The 26,227-nt window shown below is 42.7% G+C and carries 28 protein-coding genes, 2 pseudogenes and 1 riboswitch; of the genes and pseudogenes, 17 read left to right on the plus strand and 13 right to left on the minus strand.

Going from position 1 to position 26,227, the window contains the following annotated elements; translation table 11 throughout:
- Positions 1–85: 85 nt before the first annotated feature.
- Positions 86–200: riboswitch (SAM riboswitch) on the plus strand.
- A gap of 146 nt (positions 201–346) precedes the next feature.
- Positions 347–1,792 carry a DUF3943 domain-containing protein gene (locus ACQ86K_RS23755; RefSeq protein ID WP_091175064.1) on the minus strand — a complete coding sequence of 482 codons (1,446 nt, stop codon included), beginning with the start codon at positions 1,790–1,792 and terminating at the stop codon, positions 347–349.
- A gap of 253 nt (positions 1,793–2,045) precedes the next feature.
- Here ACQ86K_RS23755 and ACQ86K_RS23760 point away from each other — a divergent pair, with 253 nt between their 5' ends.
- Positions 2,046–2,213, plus strand: coding sequence for a transmembrane 220 family protein (locus ACQ86K_RS23760; protein WP_431198932.1), 168 nt, complete (start codon positions 2,046–2,048; stop codon positions 2,211–2,213).
- The gene (locus tag ACQ86K_RS23765; protein WP_431198933.1) at positions 2,159–2,446 is read left to right on the plus strand and encodes a transmembrane 220 family protein; all 288 of its coding nucleotides are present in this window, start codon (positions 2,159–2,161) and stop codon (positions 2,444–2,446) included. The genes ACQ86K_RS23760 and ACQ86K_RS23765 overlap by 55 nt, the downstream gene beginning before the upstream one ends.
- 75 nt (positions 2,447–2,521) lie before the next feature.
- On the opposite strand, the gene ACQ86K_RS23770 is transcribed toward ACQ86K_RS23765, so the two are convergent.
- The gene (locus ACQ86K_RS23770) at positions 2,522–3,370 is read right to left on the minus strand and encodes a transglutaminase-like domain-containing protein (RefSeq protein WP_091175059.1); all 849 of its coding nucleotides are present in this window, start codon (positions 3,368–3,370) and stop codon (positions 2,522–2,524) included.
- A gap of 4 nt (positions 3,371–3,374) precedes the next feature.
- Positions 3,375–4,112, minus strand: a complete 738-nt coding sequence (locus ACQ86K_RS23775; protein WP_091175057.1) for a peptidase — start codon at positions 4,110–4,112, stop codon at positions 3,375–3,377.
- Between the two features lie 140 nt (positions 4,113–4,252).
- Here ACQ86K_RS23775 and ACQ86K_RS23780 point away from each other — a divergent pair, with 140 nt between their 5' ends.
- Positions 4,253–5,254, plus strand: a complete 1,002-nt coding sequence (locus tag ACQ86K_RS23780) for a nucleoside hydrolase (RefSeq protein WP_091175053.1) — start codon at positions 4,253–4,255, stop codon at positions 5,252–5,254.
- Between the two features lie 68 nt (positions 5,255–5,322).
- Complete coding sequence (locus ACQ86K_RS23785) at positions 5,323–5,550, plus strand: hypothetical protein (RefSeq protein ID WP_091175051.1); 228 nt, start codon at positions 5,323–5,325, stop codon at positions 5,548–5,550.
- On the opposite strand, the gene ACQ86K_RS23790 is transcribed toward ACQ86K_RS23785, so the two are convergent.
- Positions 5,551–6,249, minus strand: a complete 699-nt coding sequence (locus ACQ86K_RS23790; protein ID WP_431198934.1) for a YdcF family protein — start codon at positions 6,247–6,249, stop codon at positions 5,551–5,553.
- Positions 6,250–6,402: 153 nt separating this feature from the next.
- Here ACQ86K_RS23790 and ACQ86K_RS23795 point away from each other — a divergent pair, with 153 nt between their 5' ends.
- Positions 6,403–6,612: a hypothetical protein gene (locus tag ACQ86K_RS23795; RefSeq protein ID WP_091175047.1), complete on the plus strand. Its 210-nt coding sequence runs from the start codon at positions 6,403–6,405 to the stop codon at positions 6,610–6,612.
- A 252-nt stretch (positions 6,613–6,864) separates the two neighbouring features.
- Here ACQ86K_RS23795 and ACQ86K_RS23800 read toward each other — a convergent pair whose 3' ends face one another.
- The 7 genes and pseudogenes from ACQ86K_RS23800 to argH form a co-directional block, all read right to left on the minus strand.
- On the minus strand, positions 6,865–7,269 hold the full coding sequence (locus tag ACQ86K_RS23800) for a helix-turn-helix domain-containing protein (RefSeq protein WP_256337551.1): 405 nt from the start codon (positions 7,267–7,269) through the stop codon (positions 6,865–6,867).
- 6 nt (positions 7,270–7,275) lie between these two features.
- Complete coding sequence (locus ACQ86K_RS23805; RefSeq protein WP_091175042.1) at positions 7,276–8,910, minus strand: amidase; 1,635 nt, start codon at positions 8,908–8,910, stop codon at positions 7,276–7,278.
- 216 nt (positions 8,911–9,126) lie between these two features.
- Entirely contained in the window at positions 9,127–9,651 is a 525-nt protein-coding gene (locus tag ACQ86K_RS23810; RefSeq protein ID WP_243771482.1) for a DUF1345 domain-containing protein, read from the minus strand.
- A gap of 230 nt (positions 9,652–9,881) precedes the next feature.
- A pseudogene (locus tag ACQ86K_RS23815) lies at positions 9,882–10,087 on the minus strand (YwbE family protein).
- A gap of 122 nt (positions 10,088–10,209) precedes the next feature.
- Positions 10,210–10,734 carry a TlpA family protein disulfide reductase gene (locus ACQ86K_RS23820; RefSeq protein WP_431198935.1) on the minus strand — a complete coding sequence of 175 codons (525 nt, stop codon included), beginning with the start codon at positions 10,732–10,734 and terminating at the stop codon, positions 10,210–10,212.
- Positions 10,735–10,745: 11 nt separating this feature from the next.
- Complete coding sequence (locus ACQ86K_RS23825) at positions 10,746–11,306, minus strand: DUF4369 domain-containing protein (protein ID WP_431198936.1); 561 nt, start codon at positions 11,304–11,306, stop codon at positions 10,746–10,748.
- Positions 11,307–11,348: 42 nt separating this feature from the next.
- A complete protein-coding gene (argH, locus tag ACQ86K_RS23830; RefSeq protein ID WP_091175030.1) occupies positions 11,349–12,683 on the minus strand; it encodes an argininosuccinate lyase in 1,335 nt (444 codons plus the stop codon).
- Positions 12,684–13,043: 360 nt separating this feature from the next.
- On the opposite strand from argH, the gene ACQ86K_RS23835 reads away from it, so the two are divergent.
- From ACQ86K_RS23835 to ACQ86K_RS23875, 9 genes and pseudogenes are all read left to right on the plus strand, one after another.
- Entirely contained in the window at positions 13,044–15,713 is a 2,670-nt protein-coding gene (locus ACQ86K_RS23835) for an alpha-L-rhamnosidase (protein ID WP_091175028.1), read from the plus strand.
- Positions 15,714–15,849: 136 nt separating this feature from the next.
- Positions 15,850–16,437, plus strand: a complete 588-nt coding sequence (locus tag ACQ86K_RS23840; protein WP_431198937.1) for an START domain-containing protein — start codon at positions 15,850–15,852, stop codon at positions 16,435–16,437.
- A gap of 492 nt (positions 16,438–16,929) precedes the next feature.
- Positions 16,930–17,667, plus strand: a complete 738-nt coding sequence (locus ACQ86K_RS23845; RefSeq protein ID WP_091175024.1) for a (Fe-S)-binding protein — start codon at positions 16,930–16,932, stop codon at positions 17,665–17,667.
- Positions 17,667–19,051: pseudogene (locus tag ACQ86K_RS23850) on the plus strand (lactate utilization protein B). The gene ACQ86K_RS23845 and the pseudogene ACQ86K_RS23850 overlap by 1 nt, the downstream one beginning before the upstream one ends.
- Complete coding sequence (locus ACQ86K_RS23855; RefSeq protein WP_256337550.1) at positions 19,051–19,644, plus strand: LutC/YkgG family protein; 594 nt, start codon at positions 19,051–19,053, stop codon at positions 19,642–19,644. The pseudogene ACQ86K_RS23850 and the gene ACQ86K_RS23855 overlap by 1 nt, the downstream one beginning before the upstream one ends.
- A gap of 248 nt (positions 19,645–19,892) precedes the next feature.
- Positions 19,893–20,630, plus strand: coding sequence for an SDR family oxidoreductase (locus ACQ86K_RS23860; RefSeq protein ID WP_091175018.1), 738 nt, complete (start codon positions 19,893–19,895; stop codon positions 20,628–20,630).
- A 100-nt stretch (positions 20,631–20,730) separates the two neighbouring features.
- The gene (locus ACQ86K_RS23865; RefSeq protein WP_431200921.1) at positions 20,731–22,251 is read left to right on the plus strand and encodes an MDR family MFS transporter; all 1,521 of its coding nucleotides are present in this window, start codon (positions 20,731–20,733) and stop codon (positions 22,249–22,251) included.
- A 27-nt stretch (positions 22,252–22,278) separates the two neighbouring features.
- Complete coding sequence (locus ACQ86K_RS23870; RefSeq protein WP_091175013.1) at positions 22,279–22,881, plus strand: TetR/AcrR family transcriptional regulator; 603 nt, start codon at positions 22,279–22,281, stop codon at positions 22,879–22,881.
- Positions 22,882–22,995: 114 nt separating this feature from the next.
- Positions 22,996–23,385, plus strand: a complete 390-nt coding sequence (locus tag ACQ86K_RS23875) for a response regulator (protein WP_091175012.1) — start codon at positions 22,996–22,998, stop codon at positions 23,383–23,385.
- Positions 23,386–23,491: 106 nt separating this feature from the next.
- On the opposite strand, the gene ACQ86K_RS23880 is transcribed toward ACQ86K_RS23875, so the two are convergent.
- A complete protein-coding gene (locus ACQ86K_RS23880) occupies positions 23,492–23,947 on the minus strand; it encodes a DUF4268 domain-containing protein (RefSeq protein WP_431198938.1) in 456 nt (151 codons plus the stop codon).
- Positions 23,948–24,235: 288 nt separating this feature from the next.
- On the opposite strand from ACQ86K_RS23880, the gene ACQ86K_RS23885 reads away from it, so the two are divergent.
- Positions 24,236–24,523 carry a DUF3892 domain-containing protein gene (locus ACQ86K_RS23885; protein WP_091175009.1) on the plus strand — a complete coding sequence of 96 codons (288 nt, stop codon included), beginning with the start codon at positions 24,236–24,238 and terminating at the stop codon, positions 24,521–24,523.
- A 56-nt stretch (positions 24,524–24,579) separates the two neighbouring features.
- On the opposite strand, the gene ACQ86K_RS23890 is transcribed toward ACQ86K_RS23885, so the two are convergent.
- Positions 24,580–24,936, minus strand: coding sequence for a nuclear transport factor 2 family protein (locus tag ACQ86K_RS23890; protein WP_091175007.1), 357 nt, complete (start codon positions 24,934–24,936; stop codon positions 24,580–24,582).
- A 193-nt stretch (positions 24,937–25,129) separates the two neighbouring features.
- Between ACQ86K_RS23890 and ACQ86K_RS23895 the strand changes: the two genes are divergently transcribed.
- Together ACQ86K_RS23895 and ACQ86K_RS23900 are read left to right on the plus strand one after the other, a co-directional pair.
- Entirely contained in the window at positions 25,130–25,621 is a 492-nt protein-coding gene (locus ACQ86K_RS23895) for a hypothetical protein (RefSeq protein WP_091175004.1), read from the plus strand.
- Positions 25,622–25,678: 57 nt separating this feature from the next.
- On the plus strand, positions 25,679–26,125 hold the full coding sequence (locus ACQ86K_RS23900) for a hypothetical protein (protein WP_431198939.1): 447 nt from the start codon (positions 25,679–25,681) through the stop codon (positions 26,123–26,125).
- Positions 26,126–26,227: the final 102 nt, after the last annotated feature.

Consider the following 26,227-nt stretch of genomic DNA (forward strand, 5'->3'; position numbering starts at 1 on the left):
TATCAATTAAACTACTAAAACTATAGGAATTATATAATTTATTGTTATATTTGCATTGTCAACAACGACAAAGTGTTCTTTTAATAACTTATCAAGAAAGACTGAGGGAAAGGCCCAAAGACGTCTTAGCAACCTGTACATCCGCATAATGTAAAAGGTGCTAATTCCTGCTCCTGTGCAAAACGGGAGAGAGATAATTATATCTACACCCCACAACCGATCTGATTAAGTGAATTTTTATGGTTTTCAAGTCGCGTGACCGAGAGGATAGGTGGGGGTCCGCAATACCCTAAACGGCAGTTCGAATCTGCCCGCGACATCAAATTTTTCCAATCCTTTTTTTAGCTTACAGGTTAACTCTGTACCTTGTTGAGATCCGCAGGTACGGGTAAGTTTTGTCTACATCCGGGTGATTTTTATAGTTTCCTTCCAGCCTGAAATATCCGGGTTCGGCACTTATCGAGAGATCTTTTAACACGCGGTAACTTATCTCATTGGTTATGGTATGTAAAAAATAATGCGACTTATTACCATTAATAGTCATGAGCCAGCTACCGCGATAATTAATGCTATAATAAAATCTGTTACCTATATTAAAACCAGCTCTGCCGTTTATGGCAAAACCCGAGCCGTAATCATAATTGCGCCCTCTATACAGGTAGGGATCGGGAGCGGCTCCTAAAATGATAAGCCCCGCACCCACCGCGGTATTCACTTTAAAGCCATTCAATAATTTAAATTCAGATAGTAGATTAGCCTTTACGCTTTGCCCTCCGTAAAAGAACGCAGCATTGCGTATGTAATCATAATTAGCTGATATGATGATCAGGTTCTCCACGCTATCCGATAACGAAACGTCCCATCCTGCAAGAGATCCATAAACACTGATCACATTAACCGCACTGCTATCGTCTTTCCCAAACTCGGCTGTGATGGAAATATTGCTGAAAGGTGTGTGCAAATTTTCGTTTGAAGCGCCGTAAAGCAGCTTCGCCCTGCCAAACCAACCAAACCGTCCGTGGGTCAACAGTCCCTGGTTGCCGCTGTTAAACTTACGCGCGCCCAGATCAAATTCTGCACTCACTTTTGATGAATCATCCTGCGACCTATTTGCCGGCCCAACAACCTTTCCCCATTTTCCATCAATAATGCGGTTAAGGCCATTCATCGGGTTAACCAAAAAACCCAGCACCTCACTGGCTTGCCGTTTAAAACCGCGGCGGTGGTTATTAATAATCTTATTTGATAGTCGATAGGTCATTTCGCCCAATACTATGCCGCCAAAGCTGGTGTTGATAAAATCGTTAGGGGCGGGTGCCTGGTTTTCGGCAAATGTTTCCCACAGGTAACTGCCCACCATAGTAGCCGGTACTGATTGCCAAAAACTATAACCATTACTCCTGAAGGCGCTGTAAAACATGCTGCCGTGATATGGATGTCCAAACTGGTTGGTTTGAAACGGATCATTGTCCCAGGTCCAACTGCCCGGGTTCAGGTTATGACCTGTTGTTTTCCAGGAAATCCGGGCGTAATCAACGTTGACTATATAGCGATCATATGTCCAGGGCGCAATCTCGGCGAGGCCAAGCTCTAAAGCAGCCCTTCCAAAACGTTTCTGTTTTACCGGCGGATCTGAAAATCGTGTTATGGTATCTTTTTGCTTACGCAGGTCAAAAATATTAACCTGGGCCCCTACTTGCTGGCTGCAGAAAAGTATGAACAGTAAAAGCGGCAGTATAATCCTTAACCTTCCGGAGTATTTTCTGGTAAAATGGTAAAGCGTTAAAGTCATATACACTAACAATTTAAAAGATACAGCTACGAAAGTTATAAAGGATGAAGTGAATTAGGTTAAAAAATGTTTGAGCAATATTTAATTAATGTTAAGGCGGATATAATTTTGATAATGCATTGGGCGGTACTGGGTACCAATAATTGTTATTTCCTTATTTAAGTACTGAAACATATTTTCATATATTTAACATTGCTTAACCTGTATATTAAGCACCATAACCAGTATAAATTATTGCAATTGCTTTTTACTTATGAAGATCTTCAATATCATATGGGTTGTACTTTTTGTCACATTTGCAGGTTTACAGTATAACGATCCAGATCCTTACCTTTGGATGCCCATTTACCTTTATTGTGCCTGGTTTTGCTACCTGGCAGCAAAAAAGAATTTTACCCCATTGGCTATGCAACCGGCATAATCATTTTTACAGGTTATGCCATTTATAAGATATTTGATAACAACGGCCTGATCGACTGGTTTAAGTTCCATCATGCCGAAAGTCTTGTGCAAACCATGAAAGCCGAAAAGCCCTGGATTGAAGAAGTGCGTGAGTTTTTCGGGTTACTGATCTGTGTAGCAGTACTGGCGATTAACTGGATCTATGCTATAAGAGAAAACAAAAAAGTACCGGTAAAAAAGCGGAGACGATAAGCCCCCTCTAAATCTCCCCCGGGAAAGGGAGACTTGTAAAAATATCTTTTTCATAGGGGTTAAGGTCAGGCTAAGCTACAAATATGACAATCCCTTAAATTCCCCATCAATATAATAAAAGGGCACAAAACCGTCTTCGGCAAGTTCACAACTTACCTGCATGGTGGTAAAAGTAACATCGCCAAAAATATTGGCTATGGCCGAGTCGGCAGCATCATGGCCGGTAGCTATTTTAATAAGGCCGTTTAAAGGTACCAGCCGTGTTGCATCAAACAGTATCCACTTACCACCAAGATAAGCCTCAAAGCAGGCGTGGAAATCGGCTGGCTTAAGGTGATAGGCATAACCTGTAAAATAGCGGGCAGGTATGGTAAGCGCACGGCAAAGGGCTATGCCTAAGTGTGCAAAATCGCGGCAAACGCCGGCCTGTTCGGTAACGGTATCAAAAGCTGATGTTTGTGAATTGGTTGATCCGCTTAAATATTGTACGTTTTTATTGATCCAGTTGGTCAATTCAACCACCTGCTCAAAAGGGTTGGTAACATGCCCGAACATATTATGTGCAAGGCGGTATAATTTGTCCGACTGACAATAGCGGCTTGGATTTAAATATGGCAGCACCGGCGAGGGCAGCTCAGAAACGTGGGTTTCCTGTAAATTACCGAAATCGGTTATTTCATAACAATTATCAACCGTAGCTTTGTAGGTAACTTTAACATTGGGCGTATCGGCACTTACATCAAAGCGCACCAAACGATTTTCGCCCTGCAGAGTTTGCAGTTCTTCAAACTTGATATAGGGTTCCAGGCCAAATTCTTCACTTATTACCGTTTGATTTGGGCTGCGTAATGCGTGTATGTTTAAAATCAATGTGCCCGGCGACCGTACTACATATTCCATTTGGGTAAACACATCGAACTTCATGTTATCAGCTTCCTGTTTTTAATTCTTCTAATTTGTTAAATGTGGCATCCATCCAATCCTCCGAAATATGGTCAAGTGCCAGTTTCAGTTCCTCGGCCCATTGGATTGAGATATGTTCAAGGTCCTGTTTGTTATAACGCTGCTCAACAATATTGAAACTATCCTTTTTATAAACAGCCACATCTATCGGAAAATCGACATTGTTCGAGCTTACCCTTGTTGAATCGAAGGAAAGAAAACCTGTTTTAAGCGCCAGTTTCAGGCTCGAATCTTCATTAAGGATGCGATTAAGGATAGCTTTACCATGCCCCGAATTACCGATAACCACGTATGGCGCCCCTTGCCCTAATTCCACCCAATTCCCTTCGGGATATAGCAAAAAAAGCTTGTGTTCATCGTCATCGCGCAATTGTCCGCCAATAATGGTATTCAGGTCAAATCGTAACCCGGCGGCATCAAGCGACACTTTATCTTCTTGTGCTGCACGCTTTACCTGTTCGCCAAATGCATTCACAGCCTTGTACATCTTATTAAACTCGGCTGTCTCCAATAATTCATTAAAATATATCACGGCCTTATCACGCACCGAGCGCAAACCGCTGGTCATGATAAACAGCGAAAAATGATCCTTTTGTTCTATAGTGATCTTCTTTTTTACAGTGGTATCCGTCCCCGAAGTTATACGAGTATCGGCAATGGCCAATAAGCCCTCTTTAACTTTAATTCCCAGGCAATAAGTCATTTGATTAGCGTCGTTCGTTATAAATTAATACTTGCCAAAGTAATTAAATAATGCGAGATTTAATTACCGATCATTCATAAACCAATTATTTGCCGATACATCTTTTTTGGGCCTAACTGCCTTTTATTTTATTGCATACAATGAAATTCAAATCAGCATTACTCATCCTGGCATTCATTTTTCACCTCAACTTTGTCAAAGCGCAAAAACACAGCCCTGTTCCTGTTATTTTCGACACGGATATTGCCGGAGATTATGACGATGTTGGTGCCATGGCTATGCTGCATGCCTTTGCAGACAAGGGTGAGGCCCAAATATTAGCTACTATATCATGCAACGCCTTTGAAACTACCGCACCAACCATCAGTGTGATCAACACCTATTTTGGCAGGCCTAATATTCCCATAGGTATTGTAAAAAAAGACAAGCCCAATAAAGACTGTGCACAGCAATGGGCCCAGGCTATTATTGCCAAATACCCGCATAACGTAAAATCAAACAGCCAGGCAGTTGAAGCGGTAGCACTTTACCGCAAGTTGCTGGCAAAGCAAGCCGATGGCAGCGTAACTATTATTTCGGTTGGATTTTTCACCAACCTGGCCGATCTGCTCCGGTCGGGAGCTGATAAATACAGCAAACTGGATGGAGAACAACTGGTGAAAAAGAAAGTAAAAAAACTGGTATCCATGGCTACAGGAATAGGTACCGACGGTAAAACGTTTAGCGAATACAATGTAAATGTAGATGCCGCTTCGGCACAGGAAGTATTTAAAAACTGGCCCACTCCCATTACTCTGAGCGGTTTTGAAATAGGTGAAAAAATCTTGACAGGGATTCGCCTGATCAATAATACATCAATAAAAAATAGCCCGGTAAAAGACGCCTTCCAGATAGCGCTTACAAAAGACAACAACACAACCGGCCGCAACAGTTGGGACGAAACAGCCGTACTAACAGCCATCAGGGGGCTCAAACCTTATTTTACCTATCGCAAACTTAACATGGAAATAAAGGACAACGGTACCGATGTAGTGGTACCGGGAGAGCGGTTTTTATATCTTCAATTTGCAATGCAGCCGGGGGATATTGCAAAGGATATTGAACAATTGATGATGCACCAGCCTGTTAAAGAACAACGGTAATATACCGGTAAAAATACCAACTACTTGGTATTGAATTTTCACGAGATAGATAGCACCTTAGTTTAATTATGAGCGAACCCATTAAAATTCAGGTATCCATCTTTTGCGAGCCTTGCATTATCTGCGGCAGCAGGCCTGTAATTGCACAGGCTAAAGGTAAATTTATTGTAAGATGCGGTGCCAACCCAAATCATTATCAAACGCCGCCCGGAATGGTGGATATAGCCAATTGGAATAAACATAACCGCCGGGAGCCTGATTTTACCCCAAATATAGGGCATCTTAAACAAGGCTGATCACTTAAAATAACGGGTTACCACGTAGCCGATGGCTTCCTTTATATAGGTCCCCCAACCTGCTAAAGCACCTGCATTAGGTAGGAAATCATCGGCAGATGCCGAAAACCTGCGGCTGGAAAAATTGCAGGGGTATGCAACCACGTCAACTCCCTGTTTTTTAAATATCATCAGGGAACGCCGCATATGAAATGCTGAGGTAACCAGTAAATATGGCGCTTTAAGTTTATGCTGCTGCAATAGCTCTTTTGAAAAAGCAGCATTTTCAATGGTATTGCGGGATTTCGGTTCGCTTAGTACGCAACTGTCCGGAACCTGCATTTCCCTAAGTTGCTCCCTTACCCAATCGGCCTCCCTAAAACCCGATGGCCTCAAAAGCCCGTTTCCTCCTGTGATAAGAAGATGGCTAACTTTACCTGTTTTTTGCAAACGAACACCCTGGATAAACCTATCAGCAGCAGAGTTAAAGAAACCGCCGCCATTGCCATCATCCGAGCTAAAACCACCCAGCACTATAGCACAAGCATACTTTTTATCGGCTGGTACAGCAATATCCCTGATATCCCAGCACCAGCTAACCAGGTTAAGTAACAATGAATTAGAGAAAATATAAAGCACAATAATACCTGCAAGCAAAAATTTCCGTTTACGTTTTACGTTCTTTGAAAAAGAGCGATCAATAAAATTGCGAATACCCATAGAAGCAAATTCATTAAAAACGAAAGAACTTTTGAAAAAATAAAAAACATATGGCGGTTATGGTGTTTAAGTACTTCAAATATAGAAGCTTTTATCAGGTGAAGTAACAAACTGGCATTATCATTGTCATATATCAGAAAAGAAAAATAAATTATGGGCTTTATCAAAACTCTTGCTATAGGTGCTGCAGTTGCTTACGGAATAAATTACGTAACCAAAAAAGGACCCGACGGTAAATCAATTATCGATAACCTGGTTGACAACGCCCCCGAATGGGCAGATCGCGCTAAAAAATACGGCGAACTTACTTTAGAACAAATTGCCGTACGTACTCAAAACTTCAGGGATAACAGCAGGCGTTAATAAAATTTGCTTTATATTTTATCCATAATATATTATTAGTCAGCTTTATCTCCCGCTTTAAAAAACCGTCATAGAATAGAGAAAATATAGCATTGCGAGCGTAGCGTGGGAATCGCATAGAGGTATAGTTGCTCTGTATAGTATGCGATTGCTATGCCATGCTTATAATGATACATTTATAGATCATTGATTATTAAGCATATTTTGGAGATCGGTTTTATAAATATGTACGTATCCTTTAATCCTCCAGTCCTATAAATCAAGGTTCCTTACCAGCCACTGTTCACGATACTGTTTTGGTGTAATTCCCTCAAAACGCTTAAAAAACTTGGTAAAGTTTGATGGATCAAAAGTAAGCCGGTTAGCTATTTCGGCTACACTGACCTTGTTTTCCTGCAGCATGGTTTTGGCAATCCCCATGATTTTTTCCTCGAAAAAGAAACAGGGATGTTTGCCTGTGGTGAGTTTAATAGTATTGCTCAAATGGGTAGGATGGATATGCATTTCATCAGCAAAATCACGGATCTCGTACATGTCCAATACGCGGTTGTTCAGCACATCCTCAAGGTGTTTGTCAATGGCCTTCAGATAGTCGGCGGTAATTTCATGCTGACGGGCCAGTATCTTTTTCGGAACAGTAAACGTTGCTTCCATCATACAAAATTAAGCAAACAGATCGGGCTTAAACAGCGGTGCTACCCGCTTTTTAGATGCCTGCTCATAAGCATATCCCAATTTTATGATGTCGCCCTCTTTATAGGCTGTGCTAAAAAACGATAACCCAACCGGCAGGCCATGGGCCAACCCCATGGGCACTGTAATATGCGGATACCCCGCCATAGCGGCAGGGCCTGAAAAACTGAAACCATTATCATAGTCGCCATTTACCAGGTCGATACATACAGCCGGGCCATTAGTAGTGCCTATGATGGCATCAAGTTTATATTTGGTAAGCATACCATCAATAACTTTACGGGTACCCATATTGGTTTGCTTAACCGCGTCAAGATATTCTTTACTGTTCAAATCGCCTTTGGCCTGAGCCTGCTCCAGTATCTCCTGCTTAAAAAAAGGCATTGCTTTAGTTTCATTCTGCTTGTTGAAAGCAATAACATCTGCCAGCGTTTTTATTTTGCTGTTGGCATTGTTGAAGTATTGGTTAAGGCTATCTTTAAATTCGTAAAGCAGCACTGTAAATTCGTTGCTGTTGATAGTCTTCAGCTCTTTGTTCAGTTCTATCTCAACCACCTCAGCACCTTTACTTTTCAGGGTTTTGATGGCATCCTGTAATAATGCAACAACGTCCGGCTTATCGTCAAACGCTGTTTTTTCAATGCCCAGGCGCTTACCTTGTAAACCATTAACATCTAAAAATTTGGTATAATCCGCCTCAATCCTGCCTTTACTACCAAGCGTTGCCAGGTCGATCGTATCAATACCGGTCAGCGCACCAAGCAGTATGGCGGCGTCCTTAACCGTACGAGCCATCGGCCCGGCAGTATCCTGTGTTTTGGAGATCGGAATAATGCCCGACCGGCTCCATAAGCCCACAGTTGGCTTAATGCCCACCAAACCGTTAACCGATGCCGGCGACACTATCGAGCCATTGGTTTCTGTACCAATGCCAATAACGCAAAGATTGGCTGCTACAGCCGTTCCGGTACCGGCGCTTGAACCGCTGGGGTTCCTATCTAAAATATAAGGGCACTTAGTTTGCCCTCCCCTGCTGCTCCAGGCACTGGTTGAATGTGTGGAGCGAAAGTTTGCCCACTCACTTAAATTGGTTTTGCCCAATATCACAGCACCTGCTTCACGAAGCTTATGCACTATAAAAGCATCCTGCTTGGCAAAATTATCGGCCAAAGCCAATGAGCCCGCCGTGGTGTGCATGTTATCGCCGGTATTAATATTATCCTTTATCAGCACCGGTATACCGTGCAGCGGACCACGCACTTTACCCTTTTCACGTTCCCGGTCCATCGCATCGGCCATGTTCAAGGCATCTTTATTAAGCTCGATAACCGAGTTAAGCATGATGCCTTTTTTATCTATTTGATCAATGCGTTTCAGGTACAGCTCGGTAATCAGCCTTGCAGTAAACTGCTTGCTCTGCATTTTTTGCTGCAGATCGGCAATGGTTATTTCGCTCAATTCAAATATATCGTCCTTACTGATATCGGCAGCGGCAGTTTCATCGGCTTTATTTTCGGCAGATGGCTGATTGCAGGATGCTGCTACTAAAGTGGAGATCGCTAACCCAGCTAATGAACCGGTTTTGAGGAAATTTCTTCTGTGCATAAATGTTTAAAATAAAAGGCATTACAAGTAACAAAATATTTAACTACTTTGAAAGGTGTGGAGTGGGTAGATAGTTAAATGTTACAATGGGGTGGTATATTATCATATACGGAGAAAGCCCCGTCACCCTGAGCTTGTCGAAGGGGCGCGCGCAGAGGCCCCATCCGCCATGCTTCGACAAGCTACCCATGACACCCTATTTTTATTTATTTACCCTTACTTCGATACCATCCCCGAGATCACATTAATACTCAACGCCACAATAGCTGTATTAAATGCGAAAGAAATCAGCCCATGCAGCCAGGCCAGCCTGCGGATAGAGCGGGCAGAGATCTCCACATCAGATACCTGGAAAGTCATCCCTACTACAAACGAAAAATATACAAAATCGAGATAATCCGGCTCCTTTTCATCGCCCGGAAATTCGAGACCGCCAAGGTGCTTCAATTTTTTATCATCATCGGGGTCTGTAGTATAATACATATGGGCATAACGCAGCGTAAATATGGTATGCACCAGCCACCACGAAACAATTACCGAAGCCATGGCCAGTAAAACCCGTGCTGTAACTATCGCATCCGATTGGTTTTTTGCGGATAACAACAGGAACCCTATCGCCAGTAAACTCATCAGCGATGATACTATCACAAACAAAAATATCAGCGTACGACTTGAGTCTTCGATACTGGCTATTTTACGGATCTCGGCGGGGTTAGCCGTTAGGATAATGATCCAATCCATAATAATGATGCATAAACCAAATGCTATCCAGGTTACTAATGCCACCGTTGGCGCAGAAAAATGGGCCCAGGAGAAAAATAATGTTATTGCTGCGGCTCCTAACGAGATTAGGAGGCGGTGATGAGCATCAAGACTAAAAAAGACTTTGGTTTTTGTTTTGGCTTTTTGAGGCATATAATTTAAGCTACACCATAAATATGATAATGTTTGATGTAGATTAAATGAAGATACTAAAAATCGTCTTCCTCAACAATCCAGGCAACACGGCCTACCTGCCCGTCATCCAACTGCACTTTTATTCCGCGCGAATGGTAAGCTGCGCTGGTGAGCAACCGTTTTACAAAGCCGCGGGTTAGCGCACCTGTGCGCTGATCTTTTTTAGGATGATGTCAACCTCAAGGCCCGGGTATATATCGCTTCTGTTTTGTCCATTCATGACCGTTGATTTGTTTGATTAAGTTGATTTTGCTGATTTTATTTTCTTGGTTTTGTCTGATTGATTTGATTTCACCGATTGATTAGATCGACAATAGTCTTATCGAAAAAACCAGGCAAATATCAATTTTTCGCAAGATAATCGGCTATAAAAGTTTTAACACGTTCTTCGTTGCCATTGTCAAAACCATCAATTTTTTTCACTACTATATTTTTATTATTAACCAGGTATACCTGTGGTATGAACCCCAAATTGTACTGTGCCTGTGCTTTAGAAAACACCTGCTGAGGTATGATGAGTTGCTGCCAGGGCATATCTTCAGCTTTCATAACCGGTAACCAGTTCTCTTTCTTTGCATCTATTGATACGCTAACAAATCTGATATCATCTTTATTAAACTGGGCTGCTATCCGCTTTAACGAAGGGATTTCCTGGCGACATGGACTGCACCAGCTTGCCCAGAATATCACCATATTTAACTTTTTTGTATTATCCACCAGGTTCACCGGCTTTTCATCAGCATCATTGAAAACGCTATTAGCAAACTGATTTTTATCTGCAGGTTGTTCCTCTATAAACTGTTTCAGTTTTTTCCCATAGTACGATGCTTTTGCTTCATCGCCAAAAGAGTTGAATAATTCTTTCAATTGGGCGTGATCTACGTAAAATCTAAAACCATGCAACGCAAGTAAACTCCAATAAGAGTCGGGATTCTCACTGATAATTTTTTTATCCTTTCTGCCTGCGCGGTTCTCCTAATACCATCTTTACTTATACGGATATAAGGCGGCGTTATATTCTTCAAAAACGACTCGGATTGTGGCCCACCTTTTAAGATCGCCCCTTCAGTTTTTGAGAGGTCTCCGGTTATTGTGGTCGTTCCCGAACTTATAACAAAAAAAGTATACCTGGAATGATTTTTTGAAGGCTCATACGGATTGGCAACATCTATAAATTGCTGTTTTCCTTTTTCGTCGAGATAATTTAACTGAACAAGATCGGCAAAAAAAGGGGTATCCCGTTTAAATCTAATTTCGAACTTTCCATCAGTAACTTTGGCAGAGTCTGTGGCTTTACTAAAAAATGAATAAGCGGGTTTATAATACACCCATTTACTTTTAAGGCCTTTTATATCGCCTTTAATAATTACGGTATTATCATGTTTACAGGAAAACAGGCTGATAAGCATCAGCAGGATGGTGTAATAAGGTTTTTTCATTGGTTTAGTATCAGGCTGCTAAAATTCCTGATACCATTATAACTATTCAACCAATCCTTTTATTGCCTGCTCTACTTTTCCGAAATCAAAATTATTGATCAGCCCATCAAATGAGGCAGCTATCTGCTCATTACCCAGATTACCGATGCTGCCTTCATGAGTATGGTTCACCGTTTTATAAGGATTAAAATTACCGGCCTCAATAGCTAAACCAACTTGTTTGTAAGCATCGCGAAAGGGTGTGCCGCTTAATGTTAAACGGTTTACTTCTTCAACACTAAACAGGTAAGCATATTTGGCATCGTCCAGAATATCTGTCTTTACCATGATATTTTGCAGCATGAAGGTTGCCATTTGAAGGCAGTGTTTCAAATCGGAAAAAGCCGGGAACAGTAGCTCTTTTAACAATTGCAACTCACGGTGATAGCCCGATGGCAGGTTAGTGGTCATCATTGCCACATCGGTTGGCAGGGCCTGCAGGCGGTTACATTTACCACGCATAATTTCCCAAACATCGGGGTTCTTTTTGTGAGGCATGATGCTGCTGCCGGTAGTCAATGCATCAGGATAGCTTACAAATGAAAAATTCTGGCTCAAATACAGCGTTTGATCCATTGCCATTTTAGCCAGTGTAGCCGCAATGGTTGAGATAGCCTGTGCAATGATACGCTCGGTTTTACCACGGCCCATTTGCGCGTAAACAACATTATAATTCAGGTTATCGAAACCCAAAAGCTGCGTAGTTAAAGTACGGTTAAGCGGGAACGACGAGCCATAACCGGCAGCCGAACCCAGCGGATTTTTATTGGTAATGCGGTAAGCAGCCAAAACCAGTTCAAGATCATCAACCAGGCTTTCGGCATAGGCGCCAAACCATAAGCCAAATGATGAAGGCATGGCCACCTGCAAATGGGTATAACCCGGCAATAAAACATCTTTGTGTTTTTCGCTCAATTCAATAAGCTGGCGGAACAAGGTTTCGGTGCTTTCAACAACTTCCTGCAACTGATGACGAAAGAAAAGCTTAAGGTCGACCAAAACCTGGTCGTTACGTGAACGGCCGCTGTGGATCTTTTTGCCGGCATCGCCAATACGCTGGATAAGCAGCAACTCAACCTGTGAGTGTACATCTTCCACATGCTCGTCAATACGGAAACCGCCTTTGGCAATATCGGCGTAAATATTTTTTAACTCGCGTTGAACAAGCTCAAGGTCGGTGCTGTCCATCAGCCCAACGCTTTGCAGCATGCGGGTATGGGCCAGTGACCCCAAAACATCAAACGCAGCCATTTGCTCATCAAATTCGCGGTCGCGACCAACAGTAAAGTTTTCAACCAGCTCGTTAACGTTGGTAGTTTTTTGCCATAGCTTGCTCATGGTGCAAATGTATAAATTATCTGAACCATGATTTATGGGATTTAAGGATTAGTAGGATTTTTTGTCTGAACCTGGATTAGGGGAATTTGTGGATACAAGCGCAACGCAGATTGTCTGAACTCGAATTTATTGAATTAATGATTTTTTTGAATTTGCTAATCATTCTGTTAATACCTTAATTCAATAAATTCGAGTTCAGACAAAAAATCAGCGAAATCAATGTAATCAAAAAAATCAACGGTCAGAATCCCGGTTCAGACAGTTCAGGATGCCAATCCCAATCTATCCGGTTAATATTGTTGATTGTGACAATATATCATAGTCATTTGCCAATAACGTACAAACCGCTATCTTAACCACATGAAACACCCTTTATGTAAGCCATTGCTTAGCATTGCCTTATCATTTTGCTTTTATTCGGTAACACATGCCCAAACGCCTGGGGCTGCAGGTCTTAAATCGGAATATCTTGTAAACCCGATCGGGATCGACAATGCCCATCCCCGTTTAACCTGGTTGATGAATGATAAAGCCCAGGGGGCAGCTCAGAGTGCCTACCAGCTTTATGTAGGTACTGATTCGGCTGCTGTTTCAGCAAGCAACGGCAGCGCATGGGCTACATCCAAAATTGCTTCATCAAATAATCTTATTATTTATAGTGGTCAACAACTAAAACCTTTTACTAAGTATTTCTGGAAGGTCCAGCTTTGGGACCGGGCAGGTAAAAAACTTGCCCCATCAGCTATAAATAGTTTTGAAACCGGCATGATGGGCATGCAAAACTGGAAAGGCTCATGGATCAGCGATAATAAAGGGATAGCAGTAAACCCTGCCCCTTATTTTCGCAATACGTTTAAGATAATCAAGCAAATCCGCTCGGCAAGGGCTTATATTGCAGTTGCCGGTTTGTATGAACTTTATATCAACGGCAAAAAGATAGGCAATCACAGGCTCGACCCGATGTATACCCGGTTCGACAGGCGTACGCTTTATGTTTCTTATGACGTTACAACTCAATTGCAAAACGGTAAAAATGCAGTTGGTGTGTTACTGGGCAATGGCTGGTATAACCATCAAAGTACGGCTGTTTGGTTTTTTCACCAGGCACCATGGCGCGGTCACCCGACGTTTTGTATGGATTTGCGCATCACGTATACCGATGGTACGGTTGAAACCATAAAATCCGGCACCGACTGGAAAACTTCACTTAGCCCCATCGTTTTCAACAGCATTTATACCGCCGAACACTACGATGGGCGGTTAGAGCAGCCGGGCTGGAACACTGCCAACTTTGACGACAGCAAATGGAAGCCAGTCATTAACCGTTCGGCTCCATCTATGAACATAGTATCTCAGGCTATGCAGCCTATCCGTGCGGTTGATACTATCAGCACCAAAAGCATCACAAAACTCGACAGCGATGTTTGGGTTTTTGATATGGGTCGAAATATTTCGGGCATAAGCCAGATCACTGTTAAAGGTGATTCGGGCACGGTGATCCGTCTTAAACATGCAGAAAGATTGAACAAAAACGGACATGTTGATCAATCAAACATCGATCTGCATTACCGCCCTACTGATGATAAAGATCCATTCCAGACCGATATTTTCATTTTAGGCGGCAAGGGCGAAGAAACATTTTCGCCGCGTTTTAACTACAAAGGGTTTCAATATATCGAAGTAAGTAGCAACAAACCTATCCAAATTGGCAAAGAGAACATCAAAGCATTTTTTATGCACAGCGATGTAGAACCTATCGGTAGCGTTAAAGCATCCAATCAAACTATTAACCAAATCTGGACTGCTACCAACAATAGCTATTTGAGCAACCTTTTCGGCTACCCTACCGATTGCCCTCAGCGCGAAAAGAATGGCTGGACCGGCGATGCCCACATTGCCAGCGAAACCGGCCTCTATAATTTTGACGGCATCACTGTTTACGAAAAATGGCTGGCCGACCACCGCGATGAGCAGCAGCCCAACGGCGTACTCCCTTCAATTATCCCAACCGGCGGCTGGGGCTACGAGTGGGGTAACGGGCCCGACTGGACCAGCACCATCGCCATTATTCCGTACAATATTTATTTGTTCTATGGCGATAGCAAACTCCTCGCCGATAACTATACAGCCATTGAAAAATACGTGAACCATATTGATGAGCTTTATCCAACCGGTCTCACCACCTGGGGCCTGGGCGATTGGGTTCCGGTGAAATCAGTCTCGCCTGTTGAGCTTACCTCGTCTGTTTACTACTATACCGATGCCAGCATATTGGCCAAAGCAGCTAAAATATTAGGCAAACAAGGCGATTACGTAAAATATTCGGCACTGGCCAATAAGATCAAGAACGCTATTAACGCTAAATATTTGGATGCTACAACCGGCATTTACGGCAAAGGCTTACAAACAGAGCTAAGTGTACCGCTTTATTGGGGTGTTGTGCCCGAAAACATGAAAACTAAAGTAGCAGCTAACCTGGCCAAACGTGTTGAGGCAGATAATTTCCATTTAGATGTAGGAATCCTTGGGGCCAAAGCCATTTTAAGCGCTTTGAGCGATAATGGCTACCCGGATGTTGCTTACAAAATAGCATCGCAGGAAACCTTCCCTTCATGGGGCTGGTGGATGGTGAACGGCGCTACTACCCTGTATGAAAACTGGCAGATAGATGCCAAATCCGATATCTCCCTTAACCATATCATGTTTGGCGAAATTGGTGCATGGCTGTACAAAGGCATTGCGGGCCTCCACCCTGATCCTGAGCATCCGGGTTTTAAAAACGTGCTGCTTCAACCACACTTTGTACCAAACCTAAATGAGTTTACGGCTACTCATAAAGGGCCTTTTGGCAACATTGTTTCCTCATGGCAGCGTACTGGTAATGGTGTAACCTATAAAGTTACTGTGCCGGCTAATTCAACTGCTACAATCACCTTCCCTGCGGGTAAAGTTTATCTTGGCGGCAAAACAATTAACAACCCAGCGTTGTACAAGGTAAATGCAGGCAGCTATGTATTCGAGGTGAAATAATAAGCTGGAAATGCCATAGCACTTTCATATTTTAATATCTACGCATATCAAATGACCTTTAATTGACAGGCCGGGGCAACCCCGGCCTGTTTTTGTATATAAATTTGCCTCACCTTATTTACAGTCACTGATTATCATGCGCAGGATATTATCTATCGTATTCTTATTATTTGTTGCCAAGTTTGCCGTAGCTGGCCCGGAAGAGCCATGGTCATTAAGCACCGACAAGGAAGGCATCAGGGTTTACACCCGCCATATTGCAGATTCAAAAATCAAAGCCATAAAAGTTGAATGTACATTTAATGCTTCAGCAGCACAGTTGGTAGCTGTGCTAATGGATATCAAAACCTGCAGCGAGTGGGTTTACCATACCAAATCGGCTACTATTATTAAGCAGGTGTCTCCGTCAGATATTTATTATTACTCGGAGGTAAACATACCATGGCCGGTACACAACCGCGATTTTGTGGCTCATTTAAAAGTTACGCAAGATCCCAAAACCAAAATTGTTACCATCGACGCGCCGGTTATCTCAAATATGGTACCCGCGAAAGATGGCATCGTAAGAGTTGAAAACTCAACCGGCAGGTGGGTTATCACTCCCGTTGATAGCAATCATGTAAGTATCGTTTACACCCTGCACCTTGATCCGGGGGCTCTGTACCTGCCTGGCTTATCAATATGTTTGCCGCACAAGGCCCTACCGAAAGTTTTAAAGGTTTAAAAAAACAATTGCAGAAACCGGCTTATAGGGATGTGAAGCTGGCATATGTGCAGTAGCCCCCCAGCCCCCTAAAGGGGGAGCGTTTAGCAACGAATTTATAATTGAAAACAAATTTCGCGTTAAGGATTGCAGCGGATACCCGCCTGTGACTAAAGCCTGCGCAGTATGAGCGGAAAGCCTGGCCGAATGCAACGCCCTAAATTCTGAACCGGGATTTTTAGGATTAAGAGATTTATTGGATTTTAATTGCGCCCTTTCAATTCACTCCACATTCAAAAATCCTGTCTTCCAAAAAATCCCCCAAATCCAGGTTCAGACAACTTGCAAATAAACGTCAGCATTTTGCAAATAAAATTGAAAACTCGTATCACACTTAGCTGTACTTTCGATGTTAGTATATAACCGTTTAATTTGCCGGCAGGATACCAAAGGATAGTTGTGCAAATTATAAACGTTAATATTGCTTTAACCAATAAAGTAAACGTGTAAACGATGAGAGTTGCCTTGTTTGTTCCTTGCTATGTTGACCAGTTTTACCCCAAAGCGGCTATTGCCACGCTGGAGTTACTGGAGAAACTTGGCTGTGAAGTCCACTACCCTAAAAATCAAACCTGCTGCGGACAGCCTATGGCCAATTCGGGCTATGAGCATTTAACCAGTGGCTGCAATAATTTATTTGTCGATAATTTTTCGGGATACGATTATATCGTTTGCCCTTCGGGGAGTTGCACCCTGCATATCAAAGAGCATTTATATGCCGATGGGAAAGAAGAACAGGCTACCGAGATCCGCAAAAAAGTTTATGAGCTTACTGAGTTTTTGGTTGATGTTTTAAAAGTAAAACAACTTTCGGCCAGTTTCCCTTACAAGGTTGGTTTACACCAGAGCTGCCATGGTTTGCGTGGTTTACGCATAGCCCAAATGAGTGAGCTTGTTGCCGAACCATTCAGCAAACCGGCCCAGTTACTGGATCTGGTGAATGGACTGGAACTGGTACCACTTAGCCGCCAGGATGATTGCTGCGGTTTTGGAGGAACGTTTTGTGTAGTCGAGGAGGCAGTGTCGGCCAAAATGGGGAAAGACCGTGTGGCCGATCACATATCGCACGGGGCACAGTACATCACCTCGGCCGATCTTTCGTGCCTGATGCACCTCGAAGGCATCCTGCGCCGTCAAAACAGCGATGTTAAAGTAATTCACGTAGCCGAAATTTTAAACCACAGCATGTAATGAGCACCGCAACTACCAAAGATCACCCGCATTTAGCTGCCGAATTTAACCGCGACGAGCCACGTGTAAACTGGCACGACGAAACCCTGTGGTGGGTACGTGCCAAACGGGACATTGCCGCTCATAAACTCCCCGAATGGGAACTGCTGCGCGAAACGGCATCACAAATAAAATTTAACGTACTCTCAAACCTGAGCACCTACCTGGAACAGTTTGAGGCTAACGCCATTAAAAATGGCATCATAGTACACTGGGCTGCAGACGCGGCTGAACATAACCAGATTGTACACAACCTGCTCGAGCAAAGGGGCATTACTAAAATGGTTAAAAGCAAGTCGATGCTTACCGAGGAATGCCATTTAAATGAATACCTGAAAGAACAGGGCATCGACGTAATTGACTCCGATCTCGGAGAGCGCATCGTACAGTTGGCCAATGAACCGCCAAGTCATATCGTACTGCCATGTATCCATAAAAAGAAAGAAGAAATAGGCGATATTTTCCACGAGCATTTAGGTTCGGCCAAAGGTGAATCAGACCCTAAAATATTGACTGAAACTGCCCGTCAACATTTACGCGAGGTGTTTTTAACCCGTCGCGCGGCGCTTACGGGGGTTAATTTTGCCGTGGCAGAAACCGGCGAGTTTGTGATTTGTACCAACGAGGGTAACGCCGACATGGGGGCGCACCTGGCTGAGATCCATATTGCGTCGATGGGTATTGAAAAGATCATCCCCGAAAGGAAGCATCTTGGTGTGTTTCTGCGCCTGCTTACCCGCAGCGCTACCGGCCAGCCAATTACTACTTACTCAAGCCATTTCAGCAAACCACAGGATGGTACCGAAATTCATATTGTTATTGTTGATAACGGGCGCAGCATTCAGTTGGGTCGCGAGGAGTTTCGCAATTCATTAAAATGTATCCGGTGCGGGGCTTGTATGAACACTTGTCCCGTTTACCGCAAAAGCGGCGGGCACAGCTACCATACTGCTGTCGCAGGGCCGATAGGCTCAATCCTCGCCCCTAACCTCGACATGAAAAAATATGCCGACCTGCCCTTTGCTTCTACTCTTTGCGGTTCGTGCAGCAATGTGTGCCCGGTTAAAATAGATATTCATGACCAGCTGTATAAATGGCGGCAGGTAATTGTTAAGGAAGGCTATTCGCCCAAAGCCAAAACTATGGCTATGAAGGCTATGGCTTTAACATTGGCCTCACCAACTTTATACCGTATGGGGGAAAAACCGGTCGACTGGTGTTTAAATATGCCCCATTTGCGGTAAATAATAAATTAAATCCCTGGTACAACCAACGCGAAATGCCAAAAGCACCCGATGAATCGTTTGGCGAATGGTATGCCAAAAGGAAAGGAGCAAAAAACTAATGAGTCGCGAAAAGATATTAGCCGCTGTAAAATTTAATCAGCCGGCAGCAAACCCGCTGCCTGATATGGAAGTGCTGAATACCTTAACCGATGTTAGAACAGACCTTGTGTCAAAATACAAAACCATAGCTACAGCAGGCGGCAGCTTTGTTTATGAGGTTAGCGGCTTTGATGAGATCAAAACCATCATCAACAATGAATTTAAACCCGGTGTAAAAATCATATCTGCCCTTAACGAACTGAGCGATTACATTTATGCAGAAAACGTGAAACACGAAGACGGCCACAACTTTGCCGATGTGGAGCTAACCGTACTTAGTACTAAACTTGGTGTTGCCGAAAACGGGGCCCTCTGGCTTACTGAAAAGGATATGGGTAGCCGGGTGTTGCCATTTATTGCCCAGCATCTGGCGGTAGTGATCGGTAAAGATGATTTTGTACCTACCATGGCGCAAGCTTACAAGGTAATTGTCGATGCTGATTATGGCTATGGCTCGTTTATCTCCGGCCCTTCAAAAACAGCGGATATTGAGCAGTCATTAGTGATTGGTGCGCATGGGCCAAGGAGTTTATCGGTTTTTATACTTTCGTAAAAACCACTTAAAAGTTCATGCCATTGCGAGCGCAGCGCGGCAATCGCACGAAAGCATATCCGCCCTGTATAGCATGCGATTGCTTCGTCGTTCCTCCTCGCTATGACATTTTTTCTGCTCGTTACAAATGAGTGCAAATTTCTTCTATTCCTAAAAATCAACAATTTACAACAATGACAAATGAATGATACAAAAATATACCGATTGGTATATTTTTGTACTGTCAAAACTAAATGACACTCAACAACATGAAAATTTCACAAAATACAGTATTGATAACCGGCGGCAGCGCCGGAATAGGTTTTGAAATAGCTAAACAACTATCAGCTAAAAATAACCACGTAATTATTATAGGCCGCAACCAGGATCGCTTGGACAAAGCAGCCGCCCAATTACAAAATGTAACCGCTATTAAGGCCGATATCTCAAATGCAGATGATGTAGAGGCACTAACCGCAAAAGTGAAAAAAGATTTCCCTCAGCTAAATGTGGTGATCAATAACGCCGGTGCAGCTTCAATTAACGATCTGCTTACTACGCCCAACGTTTTTGAAAACGCACAAACTGAAATGTTTACCAACTATATTTCAGTAATCCGCCTTAACGAAAAACTGCTTCCGGTTTTACAGCAGCAAAGCGAAGCGGCTATCGTAAACGTATCATCAATAGTTGCCTTTTTGCCTGGCAAACAAACTGCTACCTACTCAGCAACTAAAGCCGCTCTGCACTCTTACACCATTTCATTGAGAGCTGCTTTAGAAGACACTAACATTAAAGTATTTGAGCTAATGCCTCCATTGGTCGATACCGAATTTTCGGCAGAAATTGGCGGACATAACGGTATCCCGGCGTCGCAGGTTGCTGATGAATTTGTAGCAGGCTTTGAAACCGACAACTTTGAGATCCGCGTTGGTGGTACCGAACCATTCTACCGTCTGTTCCTGTCAAACCCAGCCGAAGCTTTAAAAGCTCTGCACCAGAGATAATTTCTGGTTTAGTTTTTTTGTCATAAAAAATACCGATTGGTATTTTTTATGACAATTATTAGTTTCTAACTCATACTTCAATGAAAAAAGCATCCTAATCATTACCGTTATAGCAGCCGCTATTATGGAACTGATAGATACCTCAATAGTAAATGTTGCCCTTTCGCATATGAGCGGTAACCTTGGCGCCACGCTCGAAGATACTTCCTGGGTGATAACCGCCTACGCTATAGCGAATATCATCGTAATCCCGATGACCAGCTTTTTAACCACCAAGCTTGGCCGTCGTAATTATTATATCGGTTCAATCATCGCGTTTACTTTCTTTTCGGCCATGTGTGGACTATCGTCAAACATATGGACACTGGTTGCTTTTCGCTTTTTACAGGGCATTGGCGGTGGCGCGCTGTTATCAGTATCTCAAGCCATTGTGTTTGAAGTTTATGGTAAAGACCGCGTAGGTATAGCCAGCGCGCTATTTGGCGTAGGTGTATTTCTAGGTCCAACCATCGGCCCTACCCTGGGTGGGTTCATTACCGAAAATTATAGCTGGCCATGGATCTTTTACATCAACATCCCAATCGGTATTGCTGTAACCATATCAAGTTTATTGCTGGTTACCGAACCGGAGATCAAAGCCAAAGTAAAAAGTGTGGACTGGTGGGGCATCCTTCTGCTGATTATAGGCATCGGCTCGCTTCAAACTGTATTAGAACGCGGTGAAACTGACGACTGGTTTGCCGCCGGTTACATTATAGTGCTTACTATAATAGCCATTATAAGTCTTAGTACTTTCATTTGGTGGGAGCTTACAACCCCTAACCCGGTTATTGATCTACGGGTACTGAGAAGCAAGTCGCTCGCTGTAGCGGCTATACTGACATTTGTAACCGGGTTTGGCTTGTTTACGTCTGTATTCCTCACACCTGTGCTTGCCCAAAGAGTGCTCCTGTTCCCGCCAACTATTACGGGGCTTATTCTGTTGCCAGGCGCGGTACTGGCCATTGTGGGCTTGTTATTTTCGGCCACATTGTTAAAAAAAGGTGTATCTCCGTTGATCATCATTACTGCGGGGTTCGTTATCTTCATCAGCTTTACCTGGCAAATGTCGCACATGAATCTGGAGGCAGCGCCTGGTGATTTGGTTGGCCCACTAATTTACCGTGCCATGGGTATTGCCTTATTAACCGTACCCCTTACCGCTTTAGCAGTATCGGGGCTCGAACCTAAAGACATTCCACAGGGAACTGCTTTAAATAATATGATGCGGCAGTTAGGTGGTTCATTTGGTATCGCCGTAATTAATACATATGTAGCCCAACGTTTCGGATTACACCGCAATGACCTGTTATCCAATATCAATATTTTCAATGATCAAACTACAGCAAGGATCGCCAAGCTTAGCAACTATTTCAGCAGCCGGGGTTTTTCATCATTTGACGCTCATAAAAAGGCCATTGCGGTTATTGATAATACCATTAACAGGCAATCATTTTTATTAAGTTACCTGGATGCCTACCTACTTTCGGGTTTGATATTTTTACTGGCTATGCCGCTCTTATTCCTTGTTATCAACCGTAAAAAACAAGCCCGGGCTGTTGTTATCATAAATGACCACTAATTAAATACCAATTGGTATATTTGTAATATGGAAAACGAATTGTCAAAAGCCGAACGTACACGTCAATTCATTATTGAGCGTACCTCACCCGTGTTCAATAAAAGGGGGTATGCCGGCACATCCCTTTCCGACCTTACCGAAGCTACCGGACTAACCAAAGGCAGTATTTACGGTAATTTTAAAAACAAGGAAGAAGTAGCTGCCGAAGTATTTGAATACAACTCGGGCAAGGTGCGCAAGCAGATCCAGGAACGGATTCAGCGGGCCACCAGCTATCATGATAAATTATTGGTTTATGCCCAGGTATACCACAGTTTTACCCGGGGTGATTTTATTCCCGGTGGTTGCCCTATCCTGAATACCGCTGTTGATGCCGACGATACTAACCCATTATTGAAAGATAAAGCTGCCAGGGCAGTGATCCGCTGGAAAACGGGTATTGAAAACCTCATTAAGGCAGGCATTGAAGCAGGGGAACTGAAGCCTGATATTAATACTACAGAAACGGCCTTAAGCATGATAGCGCTTATTGAGGGCGGTATCATGATCTCAAAAGTGACAGATTCTCCTGCAAATTTGGATATCATTTTGGCATCTGTTCATAACCTCGTAGATAACCTGAAGCTGTAAATAATAACTATATCTTAGAGCTACAGGTTGTTACTTGATTGTTACAATAATTGGATATAACTTTGAAAACAAAAGAAACGCTCCCCGTGTTATCTTCTTTACCAATTATTAATTATGTCGAAAAAGATCTTGATCCTTGATGATAGCGAGGATATTTTGGAAGTGATGAAAGATGCTCTGGAAATGGAGCACTATGAAGTTGAGGTACTGAATTATACTGATGACATATGCAAGGCGGCGCTATCAGCCAATGCCGACCTTGTGATTTTGGATTACATTTTATTCGGTATAAACGGTGGTGAACTTTGCCATATGCTAAAAACCAACCCTGCGACTGCGCACATCCCGGTGGTGATGGTATCGGCTTATCCGCGTGTGCTGGAATCCTTAGGCAATTATGGCTCCGATGCTTTTATTGCCAAGCCTTTTAACCTGAGCGACGTTATTGACACGGTTAACCATTGCTTTTTAACGGCCGGCGATGATGTGGCTCATATGGCCTGAGATTTTCTGCTTGAGGATTTTAAACTTACGAAGTTTTGAAAACTTCGTAAGTTTTCCTCTCCGCTCTATTTCATACTTTATCTAAACAAATCAAAACTATACTGCGCTACGCTCCAAAACTCATCAAGCGCAATGATGCGGGGTTTAAAAAAGAAATCAATGCAGGCCAGTCTTCCTGCTTAAATACGCTTACATGGGGTAGGGTTTTAATAACGCGGCTCACTGTTTTACCATACTCATCGGTAGTATGCAAATCCCAGTCCCATTCCTCCTCAAGCTGGCTGCTCAGGACATTCTTTAGCTCAACAAACTGATCAAACATCAATTGCTGGATATCAGCATCGGGATGGTTCATTTCAATGGCTATAAAAGCAGATTTTTTATCAGCCTCCATTTTAAAATACAGATACTTGATACCTGTTTTATAGTTAACCCAGTTAGTGCGCAGGCCATCGGCCGAAAGCTGGGGCTTGAGGTATTGCCCAAACGCTGTCCAGAACGCCTGTTTTAGTTGAGTTGCCTGTTCTTTTGAGTACAATTTACCGGGATTGGTGAGGGGCAAAAGTAAGGTTTTTAAAATAAACCGTCATCCTGAGTTTGAAACAGGGTGAACGTTGAAGGCGATATAACAAAGGAAGGGCTGTCAGTCTGAGCCTGTCGAAGACTCGTGCGCAGAGGCCTTGCCCACCATGCTTCGACAGGCTACCCATGACACCCAATTTTAATCTTTTCGCATGTGACCTTCGAAAGACGCACGCTGACACCCCAAGCATAACGCTTTTAATGACTTTCTTCTAACCTTCTTATTACTTATTAAACCCTATCTTTACCCATACCACACTAATATTTTATGGCAAGCTACCAGGTAAACTGTATTGACAAACCCAAAGCATCAAGCACACACGAGCAAATAACCCACATCGGTTATTATGAATCATTAGACCGGCCAAGGGTAGTGATTTCCGTTGCCGAAGCCATAGCCCGTATCGAAGTCAACAGCCAGGCTTTTTATGTAAGCACCGAAAGAGGCAAAACCTATCTTACCGTAGTAAAACCCGAAAACGGTGGCAAAAAACATCTCCAATCTCTAATTGACAGGGCCGGTATCGATAACCTGCTGACGCTCGAAGAAGTTTAGATAGCAACGGTTAAAACCTTTCTCCTTTAACCTTTTCCCTTTCGCCTCAAAAAAATCTATTCCTTTTTATCAACAATGTACGAAGTAACCCTTTTCACCTTATCATTTTCCAGCTCATAAAAATCGGCATAGTACATAGCCATGTCTTTGCCATCTTTGTCTTTGCATTGAACAAGACCGTCAACAGCAGCTGTATTACCCTCTACTACAATATGATCTTTGGTTGATGAAACCATTTTTACATCTTCCATTCCGCCTAAAAATTGCTCCACTTCATTCTTCCCGTTCATAATAGTTACGGATGAGCCTTTCATAGTCCATTTTACGTCATCGGCAAAAAAACTTAGGATCTTTTCAACGTCATTATTATCAAACGCGTCGATAACATGCTGTACAATTTCTTTAGTTGCCATGATAGTTTGATTTTGTTTAAGATAAAGTTAAGCCTAATATGGCCTGGCGAAGAGGGGCAAAAATGCCATTATCGGGGTGCTATATGACTTATATGATTCAAAAAGTACAATTCTTCAATTGATATTATTCCATTGCAAATAACCTTCAAATCATTTCTATTATTTATATTGCCTCAAGATAACCAACCTTAACATGATCAATAAACAGCCGGTAGTTCAAAGCCCCAATACCTTCCTGAAAACTATATCAATAATCCACCTCGCTCTGATAGCCGGACAAATTATGTTTGCCGCAGTAACTTTCATGATAACTAACAAAACCACTACTGGGCAGCGCGATAACGTGTTTATTTATGTTGTACCCATAATGGCCTTTACTGGTCTTGCCGTAAGCAACATATTATTTAAAACAATGGTGAGCAAAATTGACGGCCAAAGTCCGTTGAAGACTAAACTCGCTGCTTATCAATCTGCATTGATCGTGAGGTTTGCTTTATTAGAGGGGCCTTCCCTTTTTGCTATTGTGAGCTTCATGCTAACCGGCAACCTGATTTTTTTGGGCATATCCGGAGCTATCATAGCCTACTTTATTTATCTGCGCCCGACAAAGCAAAAAATTGAAGATGATTTAAATTTAGGGTATGAGGAAAAGGCAGAACTTGATGGTACAGGTAAAGTTTATTGATGATGTATTAGACAAATGAGATCCAAGTTCAAATTTTGGCCTAAATTCCTTATACTGATGTGCCTGTTTTTGAGCTGCCTGATGTTTATTTATGTTTTCATTAATTTCGATATTCTTTTTGCTCACGGTAAGCCCCTTCATTTCCTAATATTTCCTTATATGATATTTAACTGGACTATCTGTAGTTTGATAGGGCATCAACTAAATCATAAAGCACATAAAATCATTATTAATGGTGACACGGTAATCAGGGTCCGCAACTTTGGATTTGGTTTGAAGAAAGTTTATAAAACAAGTGATATTGAAGGATTTTTGACCTATTCGATATCTGGCAAGAAAAATGCGAACGAATATCTATACCTGATTGCAGGCGATGAAAAGGTAGCGAAACTATCAACCTATTACCACCAAAACTATCAAGAACTAAAGCTGTCTATAGTTCAGCATCAGATCGAAAATTTGGCGAACGAACGTTGGACGATTTGGAAACATCTCACTGCATAATCAATTGGGGCTTTAATATAAATAACATTTATTTTGCCGGAGATATAACTCTAATTGGCCAATTCAATCTAATTCGAGAGATTTGTGTCGATCAACTCAAGC

This window comes from Mucilaginibacter sp. P19, assembly GCF_050632265.1.
GTDB lineage: Bacteria > Bacteroidota > Bacteroidia > Sphingobacteriales > Sphingobacteriaceae > Mucilaginibacter > Mucilaginibacter gossypii.

Coding starts and splice junctions, on each gene's coding strand:
- ACQ86K_RS23755 (WP_091175064.1), bottom strand. CDS start 1,792: ATGACTTTAACGCTTTACCATTTTACCAGAAAATACTCCGGAAGGTTA.
- ACQ86K_RS23760 (WP_431198932.1), top strand. CDS start 2,046: ATGAAGATCTTCAATATCATATGGGTTGTACTTTTTGTCACATTTGCA.
- ACQ86K_RS23770 (WP_091175059.1), bottom strand. CDS start 3,370: ATGAAGTTCGATGTGTTTACCCAAATGGAATATGTAGTACGGTCGCCG.
- ACQ86K_RS23775 (WP_091175057.1), bottom strand. CDS start 4,112: ATGACTTATTGCCTGGGAATTAAAGTTAAAGAGGGCTTATTGGCCATT.
- ACQ86K_RS23780 (WP_091175053.1), top strand. CDS start 4,253: ATGAAATTCAAATCAGCATTACTCATCCTGGCATTCATTTTTCACCTC.
- ACQ86K_RS23785 (WP_091175051.1), top strand. CDS start 5,323: ATGAGCGAACCCATTAAAATTCAGGTATCCATCTTTTGCGAGCCTTGC.
- ACQ86K_RS23790 (WP_431198934.1), bottom strand. CDS start 6,249: ATGGGTATTCGCAATTTTATTGATCGCTCTTTTTCAAAGAACGTAAAA.
- ACQ86K_RS23795 (WP_091175047.1), top strand. CDS start 6,403: ATGGGCTTTATCAAAACTCTTGCTATAGGTGCTGCAGTTGCTTACGGA.
- ACQ86K_RS23800 (WP_256337551.1), bottom strand. CDS start 7,269: ATGATGGAAGCAACGTTTACTGTTCCGAAAAAGATACTGGCCCGTCAG.
- ACQ86K_RS23805 (WP_091175042.1), bottom strand. CDS start 8,910: ATGCACAGAAGAAATTTCCTCAAAACCGGTTCATTAGCTGGGTTAGCG.
- ACQ86K_RS23810 (WP_243771482.1), bottom strand. CDS start 9,651: ATGGATTGGATCATTATCCTAACGGCTAACCCCGCCGAGATCCGTAAA.
- ACQ86K_RS23825 (WP_431198936.1), bottom strand. CDS start 11,306: ATGAAAAAACCTTATTACACCATCCTGCTGATGCTTATCAGCCTGTTT.
- argH (WP_091175030.1), bottom strand. CDS start 12,683: ATGAGCAAGCTATGGCAAAAAACTACCAACGTTAACGAGCTGGTTGAA.
- ACQ86K_RS23835 (WP_091175028.1), top strand. CDS start 13,044: ATGAAACACCCTTTATGTAAGCCATTGCTTAGCATTGCCTTATCATTT.
- ACQ86K_RS23840 (WP_431198937.1), top strand. CDS start 15,850: ATGCGCAGGATATTATCTATCGTATTCTTATTATTTGTTGCCAAGTTT.
- ACQ86K_RS23845 (WP_091175024.1), top strand. CDS start 16,930: ATGAGAGTTGCCTTGTTTGTTCCTTGCTATGTTGACCAGTTTTACCCC.
- ACQ86K_RS23855 (WP_256337550.1), top strand. CDS start 19,051: ATGAGTCGCGAAAAGATATTAGCCGCTGTAAAATTTAATCAGCCGGCA.
- ACQ86K_RS23860 (WP_091175018.1), top strand. CDS start 19,893: ATGAAAATTTCACAAAATACAGTATTGATAACCGGCGGCAGCGCCGGA.
- ACQ86K_RS23870 (WP_091175013.1), top strand. CDS start 22,279: ATGGAAAACGAATTGTCAAAAGCCGAACGTACACGTCAATTCATTATT.
- ACQ86K_RS23875 (WP_091175012.1), top strand. CDS start 22,996: ATGTCGAAAAAGATCTTGATCCTTGATGATAGCGAGGATATTTTGGAA.
- ACQ86K_RS23885 (WP_091175009.1), top strand. CDS start 24,236: ATGGCAAGCTACCAGGTAAACTGTATTGACAAACCCAAAGCATCAAGC.
- ACQ86K_RS23890 (WP_091175007.1), bottom strand. CDS start 24,936: ATGGCAACTAAAGAAATTGTACAGCATGTTATCGACGCGTTTGATAAT.
- ACQ86K_RS23895 (WP_091175004.1), top strand. CDS start 25,130: ATGATCAATAAACAGCCGGTAGTTCAAAGCCCCAATACCTTCCTGAAA.
- ACQ86K_RS23900 (WP_431198939.1), top strand. CDS start 25,679: ATGTGCCTGTTTTTGAGCTGCCTGATGTTTATTTATGTTTTCATTAAT.